The 13998-nt window shown below is 45.6% G+C and carries 12 protein-coding genes; 3 read left to right on the forward strand and 9 right to left on the reverse strand.

Annotated features, from left to right (window positions below):
- Positions 1-290: 290 nt before the first annotated feature.
- The 6 genes from GC098_RS00970 to GC098_RS00995 form a co-directional block, all read right to left on the reverse strand.
- Positions 291-1910: a response regulator transcription factor gene (locus tag GC098_RS00970; protein WP_171640130.1), complete on the reverse strand. Its 1620-nt coding sequence runs from the start codon at positions 1908-1910 to the stop codon at positions 291-293.
- 8 nt (positions 1911-1918) lie between these two features.
- Positions 1919-3673, reverse strand: coding sequence for a sensor histidine kinase (locus GC098_RS00975; RefSeq protein WP_246358353.1), 1755 nt, complete (start codon positions 3671-3673; stop codon positions 1919-1921).
- A gap of 148 nt (positions 3674-3821) precedes the next feature.
- A complete protein-coding gene (locus GC098_RS00980) occupies positions 3822-5174 on the reverse strand; it encodes an ABC transporter substrate-binding protein (RefSeq protein ID WP_171640132.1) in 1353 nt (450 codons plus the stop codon).
- 229 nt (positions 5175-5403) lie between these two features.
- Entirely contained in the window at positions 5404-5742 is a 339-nt protein-coding gene (gene ytxJ / locus GC098_RS00985) for a bacillithiol system redox-active protein YtxJ (protein ID WP_171640134.1), read from the reverse strand.
- A gap of 48 nt (positions 5743-5790) precedes the next feature.
- Positions 5791-6741, reverse strand: coding sequence for a thioredoxin-disulfide reductase (gene trxB / locus GC098_RS00990; RefSeq protein ID WP_171640136.1), 951 nt, complete (start codon positions 6739-6741; stop codon positions 5791-5793).
- Positions 6742-6902: 161 nt separating this feature from the next.
- Positions 6903-7790 (reverse strand): LysR family transcriptional regulator, encoded by an 888-nt coding sequence (locus tag GC098_RS00995; protein ID WP_171640138.1) that lies wholly within the window; start codon positions 7788-7790, stop codon positions 6903-6905.
- A gap of 113 nt (positions 7791-7903) precedes the next feature.
- Here GC098_RS00995 and GC098_RS01000 point away from each other — a divergent pair, with 113 nt between their 5' ends.
- Positions 7904-9289, forward strand: a complete 1386-nt coding sequence (locus GC098_RS01000) for an MFS transporter (protein WP_171640140.1) — start codon at positions 7904-7906, stop codon at positions 9287-9289.
- Between the two features lie 234 nt (positions 9290-9523).
- Complete coding sequence (locus GC098_RS01005) at positions 9524-10195, forward strand: hypothetical protein (protein ID WP_171640142.1); 672 nt, start codon at positions 9524-9526, stop codon at positions 10193-10195.
- A 358-nt stretch (positions 10196-10553) separates the two neighbouring features.
- On the opposite strand, the gene GC098_RS01010 is transcribed toward GC098_RS01005, so the two are convergent.
- Positions 10554-11123: a MepB family protein gene (locus tag GC098_RS01010; RefSeq protein ID WP_171640144.1), complete on the reverse strand. Its 570-nt coding sequence runs from the start codon at positions 11121-11123 to the stop codon at positions 10554-10556.
- 46 nt (positions 11124-11169) lie between these two features.
- Positions 11170-11763, reverse strand: a complete 594-nt coding sequence (locus GC098_RS01015) for a TetR/AcrR family transcriptional regulator (protein WP_171640146.1) — start codon at positions 11761-11763, stop codon at positions 11170-11172.
- A 131-nt stretch (positions 11764-11894) separates the two neighbouring features.
- Here GC098_RS01015 and GC098_RS01020 point away from each other — a divergent pair, with 131 nt between their 5' ends.
- Entirely contained in the window at positions 11895-13145 is a 1251-nt protein-coding gene (locus tag GC098_RS01020; protein WP_171640148.1) for an MFS transporter, read from the forward strand.
- Between the two features lie 53 nt (positions 13146-13198).
- Here GC098_RS01020 and GC098_RS01025 read toward each other — a convergent pair whose 3' ends face one another.
- Positions 13199-13975: a pirin family protein gene (locus tag GC098_RS01025; protein ID WP_171640149.1), complete on the reverse strand. Its 777-nt coding sequence runs from the start codon at positions 13973-13975 to the stop codon at positions 13199-13201.
- Positions 13976-13998 lie beyond the last annotated feature (23 nt).

Genomic DNA, 13998 nt, shown 5'->3' on the forward strand with positions numbered 1-13998 from the left:
AAAGGTTCTTATCCCGCTCCATTAGCCACTTTCTGCACAAATAGAAGCTCCCAAAGGCTCTTATTTCTCCAAGTAGCTAGCTTTCCCGCCATTTCAGCGACAAATAAGAGCCCCTAAAGGCTCTTATTCCGCACCTTTAGCCACTTTCCGCGCAAATAGAAGCTCCAAAAGACTCTTATTTCTCCCAGCAACTATCTCTCCCTTATGCGAAAAACGAATATAGGGCTGCCCTCAAGGTCAAATTTGAACCTTTTGGAACAGCCCCATTTCAAATCTGCATCTGTAAGCTACTACACTTTTTTACTTAGTAGTTCTTCCCGATACTCCTTAGGTCCTTTGCCGTAATATTTTTTAAAAGCGGTGCTAAAGTAACTCGAACTGGAATAGCCAACTAGCGTAGCAATATCCGTAAGCTTCAGCTCATTTTCTTCCAGCAGCACCGTGGCCTTACTTAGACGCAATTTAGTGACATAATCACTAAAAGTAATGCCCACGCTCGTCTTAAACAATCCGGACAAGTAGGTCTCGTTAAGATGAAACATGTCCGCAAGAGAAGCCAGCGTGAGCTCATAGGAAAAATTCTCATCCACATAATTGCGAATCGCTTCGATCATCTGCTGACCACTAGAGAACCTCGTTTTCCTCACTTCATTCATCACCAATTGGGCCATTTCATGAAGCTGCTCTAGCACTTGCTCCCTTGAGGAATAGTCTCTCACCGTCATCTGACAGTTCCATAGATAGCTTTGCAGAGATGCGTCACCGAGTTCGAACTTCTTGGCTATCGCATTAAACAGTAAAATAATCCGAAGCGTCAAAAAGGTAAATACAAACATCGGCGTGTCTCGATCAGCGGAGAAAATGGTATGCAGCTGCTTAGTAAATGCAGGCATATCCAGATTTTCAATGGTTTGCATCAGCTTTCTCTCTACTTCCGGCGAAAACGCATGTGTCATTGCCAGCATATTTCGGTTCGGCTCAGCCTTGTCTGATTGGATCGTGCCTTGGCTCCATGCCAGCATGCTCGATGCATAACCATCCTTCAACTGCCTCAGTCCGGTGATGGACTCGCCTATGCCGACTACACTCTCAACTCTCAGGTAGCTTTTGATATTCCGCTTGAGCTTACGCACGAAGTCATCCATGAAACGACCATGCTGCACAGGATCTTGAATAAGAATCAGAAAATGCATCATGGCAGGATGACTAATGGAATAAAAGGGATACACTTGCTCCCAATTTTCAGCAGACTCCCGGCAAAGCATCTGGAATGCCAGATAGAGTAAGTCTTTCCGCTCACTCCAATCGTCCAAACGTCCTTGTGGAATTCTCATCTCTACCGTCACAAACTGCGCATGTACATCATCTATGGTCAAAGAAGACAGCTGTAATTGCTGCATCCGTTCTTTCACGGTTGATACACTAAACCATTCATCCTTCACCAGCTGCCAAATTAATTGCTCCTGCATCAGCTGAAGCTGTTGGTGATTCTTCATTTCCTCTTGATCCTGTTCACGTATTCGATTGCGGTCATCTTCCAATTCTTTGGACAGTTTGGCAAGTAGTGCCGTTAATTCGCTGCGCACCACAGGCTTTAATAAATAATCTTTCACACCCAACTGAATGGCTGCCTTCATATATTCAAAATCCGAGTAGCCCGAAAGCACGATGATACGAAGATGGGGGAACTTCTCCTTACTAGCTTTGATGAACGCTATACCGTCCATTTGCGGCATTCGGACATCCGTAATCACAACATCGGGCAGCGGCTGCTCACTAAGAATCTGCATGGCCTCCAGACCATTAGCTGCTTCGAATTCAATTTGGAATCCGGCGGATTTCCAATCGATTTTGGCTTTAATACTGTTTCGTACACCGACTTCGTCATCAATCAGCATAATTCTGTACATCTATGTTGTCAGCTCCTTAACAGAGGAAGGTATAAGGTCAATTCCGTCCCTTCGCCCAACCCGGATTGTAAGCCTAAGTGAAATTGCTCCCCATAATTCAACCGACATCTCGATAAAACATTGCGAAGTCCGATACTTTGCCCCTCGCTGCTAAGAATAGCAACGGAATCACCTGTCTTAATCTCTGCCTGTAAATCTTGTACCAACTCGGAGGACATGCCAATTCCGTTATCTTTGACGCAGATCAGCAGTCTTTCGTCTTGTACCAGAGTCCGCAATGTAACCTGTGCGACGCCGGCCTTCTCCAGACTATACTTCACTGCATTTTCAACAAGGGGCTGAATAATGAACTTGGCAATCATGACATCATCTGCCGCGGGATCTTCCTCGATCACGACTTGCAATCGCTCTTCATGTCTCAAATGGAGAATGAACAAATAGTCCCGAATATAGCTCATTTCCTCAGCTACTCGGACCAGATCGCTGTTCATGTTCAGCGAATACCTCATCATTTTGCCTAATGCCTCGGTGGCGTCCATCACTAAGTCTTCCCGCTTCATGGCAGCGAGACCGCTAATAATTTCAAGCGTATTATTATAGAAATGCGGATTAATTTGCAGCAGCAGCGCCTTATATTCAGCATTCTTTCTACGTAAATTCGTTTCGAATTCGGTTTCGATCAAATATCTCAACCTATGCGTCATTTGCTCGAAAACCCCCGTCACATAGCCCACTTCACTATGCCCTTCCCGGACTTTCGGCATCACATGCAGAGCCTGATTAAATTCGCCGCGCTGCACATGCTTCATCGCTTTGCCCATCACACTGAGTGGCTTGGTAATACCTGCGGACAACCAGAAGGCCGTTAGCATAGCGAGAATAAGCAAAAGGGCGGTAACCAAAAGCATTGTTTGCCTGATATGAGTGATTTTCTCATACAATTCTCCTTCGGGAACGGTGCCTACAATGGTCCAATTTTGAGCAGGCAATTTGCGAAAAAAGAGCAGATTCGTACTCCCTTTATCCTCAATAGGGAAAATCCCGCTAGTCTCTTCCTCGAATCGTTTATCGATTTGCTCAAGACCACTCCTTAGAATGTCCCCATGCTCTGAAATATTTTGATCCAGCACACTATTGCCTTCACTCGTTAGCAAAATCACTTTCCCAGTCTTCCCGACCCGAATCTTCTCAATCGCATTTCGAAGCAAAGTTGTGGGGTAATTGACTTTAATAAACCCAACATTCTTTAACGATTGCAGCTGTACCAGTGGAAAAAGAAAACTGTTAATCGATCTTGCTCTCATGAATTCGTCCGATTGATCGATATCTTTATGCGCTGTCGTCCAGCGCTTGCCTTCTGTCATAAATGCCGTAAACCACTCGCTATTTTTATAGGTTCTATCTTGCGTCCACAAGCCTCCGGCATCCTCGGCAAAAGCGCTGATTGAAATGCCATTAGAGTTGTTAACTGCATATGAAGAAAAATACTCCCGCAATCTCTGCTTCGTAAGAACACGCTCCTGTATCGTATTATCCGGATTCAAATGAACGGTAAGCCATTCCTGCGTCGTTCGGCTGCTCACAACCTGATTGCCCGTATCTTCAACCTGAGTAAGCAAAGTCACGACATGCGAAGCAAATTGTTCGATGGTTTGAGCGGTTGAGGACTCAATCGACGCTTTAATCGTTTTCGTCGCTTCCTCACTAAGAATATAAGCGAGTGCGGCAAAAGGGAGGATTAGCAGAATAGAGAAAACAGCCATCAGACGGCTCCTCAATGAAAAAAACATGAAATCCCCCGTTTCTAATCCAGTCATCACACCATCTAATTATCATACACTTTAACCTTCTAGGGAAACAACGACAAAGAGACGATCATCGAAATGATTCGTCTCTATGATCTTCTCAACCCTACTTTTTCTGCTGAGCCTGCACATCCGCATAAGCCTTATCAATCGTCGTGATGGCTTCTGCAATGGATGCATCAATATTCCGTTTGCCGATGGTGACATCCTCAAACATTTTATTCACAGCATCAGACATTTGCGGGAAGATCGGCGTAATCGGACGCGGTCTGCCATACTTCTGATTTTGAATGACGAAAATGTTCTTCGGATACTCATTCAATTCCGGGAAAGTCTTCGCTGAAGAGTAACGGGATGGAATATCTTTGGTCATACCAGCATACGTCTTTTGTCCTTCCTCACCAGTTACCCAGTTAACGAACTTCCAAGCTTCATCCGGATGCTTGCTCTTCGATGAAATGCCCAGCGCCCAGCTGCCATTCGCTACTGCTTGTACAGTTCCCTTAGGCAGAGGAGCAATGTCATAGTCTTCGCCCAGCTTGAAATTCGGGAATTTCTCTTTCAGATTCGCCAGAGACCAGGAGCCATCAATCGTAATGCCCAATTTACCGTTCGGGAATGGATCCGGCGGATACTCCAGAGCAGATACTTTATCTTTGTTATACAGATCTGAGAAGAATTGAACGGCTTTCTTGGTTTGCGGTGAATCCAAAAAGCCTTTCGACGTTTTACCGTCAGGACTCATAATTTCCCCGCCAAGCTGCCAGATGATCGGATACTTGAAGTAAGCCGTGGCACCCGCATTGCCGAAGCCTTGTGCAGGATCTATACCGAAAATACCATTTGCTGGATCATTGATTTTCTTCGCAGCATCGAGCACCTGATCCCATGTCCATGGCTCATCTGGATTTTTGGAAGGAAGCGGAATGCCTTTCGCTTGAAACATCTTTTTGTTATAGAACATGGCAATCGAAGATTCCGTTAAAGGTGCCATGTAGATTTCATTTTGATACGTGTAGGTCGCAAGCGTTGATTTAGGAACATCATCGGTATTCCCGTCCGTCTTGAAGTATGTGGTCAATGGCTTCAGAGCACCAGCATTTGCGTACGAACCGACCGTAGGAGCATCTAATGCCATAATATCCGGCGGGCTTCCCGAAGCGATGGATACTCGTAATTTCGTGTCATAATCCGAATATGGAATCGGTGTCATTTCTACAGAGATGTTCGGATACTTTTGCATGAAGGAAGCAACAAGCTTGTCATAGGCTGCGTTCTCCGTATCGTTCCCCGAGTTTCTCCAGAATGTAAGCTTTACTTTCTCTTCTTTTTTAACAGCATTATCCGTTTGGTTGGGTACTGCTGACGACGTATTTCCGCCATCACTTTGCGTTGAACATCCCGCCAATAAACCACCGACAACGAGAGCGCTTACTACTGTTTGACTTAGTTTTTTCAAAATGTGAATGCCCCTTTCATTTATCTGTTGTTGTTCTTGTCATCATCATATCAAAGGGGCCGGGATATTAAATTCAATATTCTCTGCTTAGAACTTATAAAATTATCATGATTCTGGTTATTGTACAAGTTCGTAACTAACGAGCTTTCTTGAACATAAAAAGGGTACGCCAAAAATACAGCGCACCCTACCTGTTCTAACTTCTTCCTTCATTTTCATGAATTTTGCTTTAGTTTAACACCGCTGTCATATGCTCGTTCGTAATCGCCCAATGGGATGTAGTCCAGTATTTCGCTTTATTTTTCACATAGATAATTTGCGGTGATTCGTGCTTAACTCCCAGATCTTCGGCAATCTGATTGGAAACAGGACGGGCTTCAATGACCTTTATCAACAAATAATCAACATCCCTGTCCGGATTACCCGCTAAGTACTGCTTGAATTCATTCAGCGCGTTAGCGCTAACCGGACATGTAGTGCTATGTTTGAGAACAACTTGTCCCCGTTCAGCCGATTGCTCCAACACATCTTTCCATTCGTCCAAAGTCGTAATTTCTTTCCATTGCATGGATAAAGTCACTCCTTTTCTTTGTCATAAGATAGATCGTTAGTGCCGTTACATTGACTGGCTTCTTTCATGTACCGCCTCATTCTCAAGGAACTTCTCGCAGTCGATTGCGGCCATACAACCGCTGCCGGCAGCCGTTATGGCTTGGCGATACTTGTGGTCCTGCACGTCCCCGCAGGCGAATACGCCGGGAACAATCGTTTCGGAACTTCCAGCAGTCACAACGATGTACCCAAGTTCGTCGATATCCAGTTGGCCATTCAAAAAGCCCGTGTTTGGTTTATGGCCAATCGCTACGAAAATACCGTCAGTTTCGATGACTTCTTCAGCACCGGTCGCATTATCTTTCACCTTCAGCCCGGTCACACCGTTGTTATCGGAGACGACCTCGAGCGGCGTCTTGTCCAAGCTCCATGTAATTTTACTGTTGCTGCGAGCGCGCTCCTGCATGATTTTCGAGGCGCGCAACTCGCTGCGGCGGTGTACAACGCGAACTTCTGCGGCGAAGCGCGTCAGGAAATTCGCTTCTTCCATGGCAGAGTCGCCGCCGCCGGCAACGATGATTTTCTTGCCGCGGTAGAAGAAACCGTCGCAAGTTGCACAGGTGCTTACGCCGCGGCCGATGCTTTCCTTCTCGCGCGGAATACCGAGCAATCTGGCCGATGCCCCGGTGGAAATGATCAGCGTCTCCGCCATCAGCTCTCCGATACCTTCCACCTTCAGCTTAAACGGTCTTTGCGACAAATCGAGTTCGTTTACCCATCCAGTGCGAAACTCGGCGCCGAAGCGTTCCGCCTGCTTGCGCATGTTGTCCATCAGTTCCGGACCCGTGATTCCTTCTGGAAATCCGGGAAAATTCTCTACTTCCGTCGTCGTTGTCAGCTGCCCGCCCGGCTCTGGCCCTTCAATCACCAGCGGGTTCAAGTTAGCCCGCGCCAAATAGATCGCCGCCGTCAAACCGGACGGCCCTGTTCCGATAATGATCGATTTATATGTCATTGTTGTCTCCCTCCTTATTTCATTATTCAAGTATTCAATTGAATATTATATCGCATTCATTCCCTTGTCAATACTTGGCAAACACCGAATGGAGGGAACGCCATTATTGAGCAAAACAAAAATCCTTCAGTATCTACCGAAGGATTCGTGGTGCAGCATGATTAAATTGTCTGTTTGGATATCGCCGTAAAATATTCTACAACGACCTCACGGAATTCCAGAGCAGCCCGCGAAATGTACCGACTCCTGTGCCATAATAAAGCGATCTCCCGTACCAATTCGTGATTCTCTACTTGGAGATATTTGATATGTTCCAGTGAAGACCTTGCCGTGCTTGGTATGAAGGCTATGCCAATTTCTGCTTCCACAAGAGAGCTTAGCCTTGCAGGTTCATCTCCCTCGTACACATATTTAGGTACAAATCCAACCGATTTGCATATAGAGTCCACTAGATCGCGAGTGCCGTAGCCTCTCTTTACACCAACAAACCATTCATCCCTTAGTTCTGTCAAGGATACGCTGCTTCGGTCTGCCAGTCGATGCCCCTTTGGAACAGCTACAAGGATCGGGTCGATGAACACGATTTGAAATTCAATGTCATCCCCTTGTATAGGAGGTGAGGACAAGCAGTAATCGACCTCTCCTCTATGAAGAAGCGTAACCATTTCCTTCGTGGATAGCATTTGCACATGAAATTGGATATCGGGCCGCTTTTTCCGAAACTCTCGAAGGATATTTGGTAACGTGCTTGCGGTGGTCACCGCCAATTCGAGTGTACCATGTTCCGGGCTGGATAGATCGCTAATCTCCTGCTTCCCCTGTTCCAATTCAAACAATGCCCTTTCTGCACGGCGAAGGAATCTACTTCCGAACTCATTCAATCGCAGCTTCCTCCCTGTTCGATCGAATAGAGGGACCCCTAAATCCTCCTCCAAGCGTTGAATCGTTTTGCTTAGTGAGGATTGAGTAACGTGTAGACTTCGTGCAGCTTCGGTCACATGTTCCAATCGAGCTACCGCGAGAAAATATTGCAGTTGAAGAAGTTCCATTCTGCACCTCCATTCATTCCTTCAAGTCAATGAAATCATAACATAAAATGCGTTGGAATAAATAATTGATTTCAAGTACGATGACATCAATACACTTTGAGAGGTGACCAAAAATGAATGCTCGCAGCAGGTGGTTAATGATTTCCGTTGGCCTTGGGATACTATTGAACCCATTAAATTCTTCCATGGTTTCAGTTGCTATTCCAAGGCTGCAAAATGTGTTTCAACTTGACTTTACAGTTGTTTCCTGGATTATTTTTTCTTTCTACATTGCGAGTGCAATCGCTCAACCTGTCATGGGAAAGGCCAGCGATTTATTCGGTCGCAGGAAGATATTTCTTACGGGGCTTGTTGTAGCTTTCGTTGCATCCTTATTAGCTCCACTATCTCCAAATTTTGGGTGGCTCATCGTGTTCCGCATTGTGCAATCCATCGGAACAAGCATGATGGTTGGGGTTGGAATGGCCATTGTGCGAATTCATATTACGGAGAAACAAGCGACTGCGCTGTCTGTCTTGTCCATATTCCTATCCGGAGCGGCAGCCATTGGACCCTTTATTGGCGGGGTTTTGATTCACTGGTGGAGCTGGCCTGCTATCTTTTTCGTCAATATTCCGTTCGTGATAGCTAGCTTTATATTGGCTTGGAGGCATATTCCTAAGGACGCGGCGCCAACATCCGTTGCACGGGGCATGTCCTTACGTAAATGGTTTGATTTGATTGATGTGTCAGGGATCCTGCTCTTCACAGTGGGTCTGGTTGCCCTGCTCGCCTCCTTACTCTCAGCAAAATCTTCTGGGCATGTCTCATTAGGAAATGTCATTGTCGGGCTGATAGGCATCGTTGCGCTTGTGGCTTTCGTACGACATGAGTTAAAAGTGAAATCACCCTTTATTCCTTTGCGCACATTCGCCAAATATCCTGCGATGACTTGGGTCAATGTCGAATTCATGCTCGTTAACGTACTTTTTTACTCGCTCTTTTTCGGGCTTCCGTCCTACTTGCAAATGGTACGTCATGTCAGCGAGTTCCAAACAGGGATTCTCATGCTAAGTTTAGGCTTGTGCTCGCTCGTTACTTCTCCAATAGCAGGACGATGGATCGATAAATCAGGACCCAGGCCGGCATTGCTCGCGTCGGCAATACTGATGACACTAGGGTCGGTGTGGCTCGTGACATTGAATCAAAATTCACCGGTTGTCAGTGTGTGTTTGGCTTTGGCTGCCTTCGGTATTAGCAATGGGCTAAACAATGTCGGTATGCAAGCGGCTTTGTTCAACAGTACTCCAAAAGAAATAATCGGTGTAGCATCCGGATTATTTAATACATCCAGATACCTGGGAACCATTCTCTCTTCCTTGTTGATAGGCATCGTAATGGGAGGTAACTTCAGCTTCGGGGGATTTCGAGTGCTTGCGGTTATCCTCACGGTAATTGCATTGTCCTTGGTATTCATGAGTCGGCGGCGCCGGGAGTCAGGGCAATTGGAAGTGTCGTAGAAATGCAAACAAATAAAGAGGTGAGTGTCATGACAACTGTCAATATTATGGATTGCTCCTCGTGGGATCAAGCCTGGCAACAAACGCATAAGCAACACGGAGATCAAGCCATCGTCAGGACTGGTCATACTCATGCATCTACCGTATAATCATAGGCAAGTGACGAAGAACGTCCCGTTCCATTCCGATGAGTGGAAACGGGACGTTTTTTATTTTTTAGAAGGGGGTGAGAGAGTGCCTTTTGATGAAGAGCATACCGCATTTATCCGACTTCATCTTGAAAGCAGGACGGGGGAGCGTCGAGGCCGACTGGAGAGGGGCCATCGACATGGTGAACGGCTGTTTCTTAGCAATGTCTGGTGGCCGTTACGTGGAAGTTTGAAAGACCTTCATCCGGAATACGAAGTACTCGATTGGCGGGGCAAATCTTACTTTGCCGATTTTGCCTGGCTGCCTGGATACGTTAAACTACTATTTGAAATCAAAGGATTTACCACGCACGTACGAGACATGGACAGGCACAAATACTGTAACGAGCTGAACCGTGAAACGTTCCTTCACTCTATGGGATTCCACGTCATTTCCTTCGCTTACGACGACGTCGAACAGCGCCCGGATCTGTGTATCACTTTGCTGCGCATGGTGCTGAGCAGGTATCTTCCCAGCCAGACACCAGTCTCTCGCGCGCTATTTGCCGAGAAAGAAATTATCCGACTCGCGACCCAGCTGGCTCAGCCGCTCCGACCAAAGGATGTAGAGCTTCACTTTGAGATCGATCACAAAACTGCGGTTCTTATGTTGAAAAAGTTATGTACAAAAGGCCTGCTGCTTCCTTCTTTTCGCGGCAACGGAGAAAGGGTAGTTAGGTATGAATTGGCTCCTGGCGTGCTAGATTACTTTGATTAAAGGGAAAACATCCTGCTAATTGCTCTGTTTGATCGGTTTACAATCCCTATAGCTGGATAAGCTCCCGCTAATTCAATCGAATTCAGTCAATTTTTCAACCATTCGCCGATTTAGATGGAGGTTTTCCAGTTAGACGCATTTCTCTCTATGCAGGAGTCAAATTTGATGGAGGAAATCCATCTATTTGTGGCTGCGAGCGACGGGAGTGGCGTGATTGAGGACTTGGGATCGGTTGAAGCTGGATCAACCCTACTCCGTATGAATCGATTACCATTGCATTAAACTGCTACCATTAACGCAACAGGGCTGCCAACATCTCAGCGGAAGCCTCGTGAATTTTTTGAAATATTGTTCTTCATTAGTTGCCGTAAAGCATTCGAGCACGATCACAGTTTATGGATTCATTTATAGGTGTCTCTAGGAAATAGTCCAACTGCCATTTCTGAGTTTTCTGAGCCTGGCGGCTTATTGTCTTGTCCCAAGGTGGATACACCCGTATTGCCCGTTTACCGCCTTCACCTTGATTTGATACTATATTTTGATTGAATAGAACCTGCTTTGGAAATACAAATTGGCCAAAGTTATTCCCATTGCGGGTACTAATTACGTAGAAATCGACTGGATCTGATATATCATACGGTTGGATCGATCCATCCCCAATTCTATGCCATAGTGTCACAAACTGCCCTACCTTAGTAGGAGTGATTTTAGCAACACGAAATCTAATGGAGAGAGAATTTAAATGAAATAAATAGGCCCCGTATTCAGCATTTTGAGCTTCTTCAAGTGGTTGAGAGCAATCAAACCCGCACACGTTATAGATGAGATTCTTGGTAGCAAGCAGATCACTATGAATTATGTCTGAGGAAACCCAGGAGTTTTGATCATTAGGGCATACTTCTGATAAATTACGATTTTTCTTATCCATCTATTCTAATCTCCTATGCCCATTATTAGGCTTATTTCATGACCCTTCAGCGTAAGCATACCCCTTTTAAATAAGCGGAAAAGCTCTCGATATTCATCCGGATATGCCGATTGTCACCTTCCAGCTTGCTCATCATAACTCCGCCTTCCATGACGGAAAGAGTGAATGTAGCTAAAGCATCGATATCGAGGTCAGCTTTGAATTCACCGCTTTCAACACCTTGAGAAATAATCGCTTTCATGTTGTGCAGCGTACCCTCCAGTCCCAGCTGGGCTTTTTCTCGTAAGATTGGATGACCATCGTCACTTTCGGTAGCTATGTTAAGGAGGGGGCATCCTCCGATAAAAGGCGGTGCTTCCACCACGTTTTCGTATACATGTAAATAGGCTAGCAGCTTGCCAAAAGCTGTTTCTTGCTGATTGACGGCATCTTTAATTTTCCCACCGACTACGCTGCCTGCATAGCTATAAGCTTCAAGGGCAATTTCGTCCTTACTGGCAAAATGGCGGTAGATGCCGCCTTTCTTAATGCCTGTTAGCTCTGTAATATCTGACATGGATGAACTTGAATACCCTTTCTGGTTAAAAAGCTCAGCTGCCTTAGCGATAATATGTTTGCGGGTGTTTTCTCCTTTTTTCATGTTAGTTCCCCTTTACGCGCGTGAAATAATAATTTCATTATACCAAATGAAATTGATCTATTGAAAAGGAAAGCCTTTATGTTATACAATGATACCGATCGGTATCTTTATTGAGTGGGGAGGAGTTTCCAATGGGTACGACATGGTTCAAGGAACCCAAGTATGCGTGGATCGGATTAGGCTCGCTTTGGATAATCGGATTTATTGGCGCACTTACGCGGTTCATCATGGCTTATTTTCAAGTTCAAATATCAGAAGATTTAGGGATCAGCCGTGGATACATTTCTATGGCATGGTCAACGAACTTATTGATTGCAGCCTTATGTGCCCCCCTGGGAGGATGGCTTGTGGATCGATATGGCCCGAAGAAGGTTATGCTGGTCAGCGCAGTCATAGGTATTTTAGGAACTGGCACCGTTGTATTAGGACATCACTCCATCGTCTTCTTTATCGGTTACGGGGTTATCTCTGGCTTCGTCGGTATTGGAACGACCACAACCTATATGTTGGTGTTTGAATGGTTTAAGCATCATCGTGCCAAAGCTACAGCGCTGTTAGCGAGTGCTTCCTCTGTAGGATTGGCGGTCAGTACGCCGATTTTCGTTTCATCAAGCTGGTTGACTTGGAAGGATGCCTTCCTAACTTCATTTATCCTAGGTATTATCGTGACCTTGCCAGTCATTTGGTTTGGTATTAAGGGGCCTGGGCCGAAGGGTAACAAAGCAAAGAAAGTCCAAGAGAATGAGCTCATTAAAATGGAAGATCAAGAACGCCCGAAACTAGTCAGCAAAGGAATAGCCGCACATCTGCCTATCTTCATTGTGGTCGCCTTCGCATTGTTCACCTGCGGCTTCAATATGGGGACTGTGGAGATGAATTTGGTCGCCATCCACCAGTTGGCGAGTGTGTCGCCGAGCATGATCGCATTATCCATGAGTGTACTTGGCGTTATGGAAATTACGGGGTCACTAATTTTTGGCTATTTTTTGGACCGAGTCAATAAGTTGGTTATGATGACCATTTTGTATGGCATACGCATTATGGGGTTTGCTTTCCTCTTTATGCATGTGGGATGGTCGCCTGTCCTTTTTGCCATGGCCTTTGGTATTACATATTTGAGCGCGATTCCTGGGGGATTGCTGATCGTCAATGAATTTGCAAAAGGAAAAGGCAAACAAACTGGCTTCCTACTTCTTTTTCATCAAGGGGGAGGCATTCTCGGTGCATTGATCGGAGGAGTTTCCTTCGATTACTTTAACAATTATCAGGTACTCATCGGTGTTGATGTCTTCATTTGCCTGCTCGTGACACTCGCTTATTTCTTCCTATTTACAACTCGGAAGCGAAGCTTTCGACTTCAAAATATGAAAGCCTCTGCCTAAGGTAAAAGGCTACCGATCCATATCGGCAGCCTTCTCCTTTTGGCGATTCGCTTTTATCTTTTACGATAGAGTGGATAAGGCACCGTTGTTGGAACCTTGATGAGGATCAGCCGCATTATGTCTTCACCCGAGTTCGTAATTGCTACCTCTGTCTCTGATTCAGCAGCTGCAAGGATGAAATCTTTATGATGGAACTGTACAGGTTGCTTCGATGTACCTGACTCCCCCCATGTTCCCTGCCCGCGTATGACTAAAGCCGTTAATGAATAACCGGCATCAATCTTATGTTGATAATTGGCGCCGCTATTTACTTCAACATCCCACATTTCAATATCAGTAACCAATTGTACGGGAGCATCTGTACCAATTACCGTTTTCACTTTATACCCTGCTGCATGGCTTACTTGTGGAAATTCTTCATGCTCATACTGGCGATAAGTTGGCTTTCTCCGAACCGCTTCCGTCAATTCAGGTTCAAACCAAATTTGAAAAAGCTCCGCATCGGCACTTATCTTTTCTTGATGACTAACGCCAGAGCCTGTTTGCATGACCTGCGCCCCGCCTTCACCCACTGTGCTGTCAGTACCCAAGGTATCCCCGTGAAAGGCACTGCCTTTTACCACATAAGTCATAATCTCAAAGCCTTGATGAGGATGCAGGCCGATCATGGCTTCGGCACTTGAAGTGGCCCATGCCCAATAAAATAAGGGACCCACTCGTTTGATAACCGATCCTTCACCTGGAAAGCCAATCGGCTTTTGTTCTTTAATTTTTCCACCGTCAAATTCACCAATTCCCTGCATGGCAGGTGTGTACACTCGTGCTTGCATATTGAACAACCTCCTAAATTTTA

The organism is Paenibacillus phytorum (genome assembly GCF_013141715.1).
Taxonomy (GTDB): domain Bacteria; phylum Bacillota; class Bacilli; order Paenibacillales; family NBRC-103111; genus Paenibacillus_E; species Paenibacillus_E phytorum.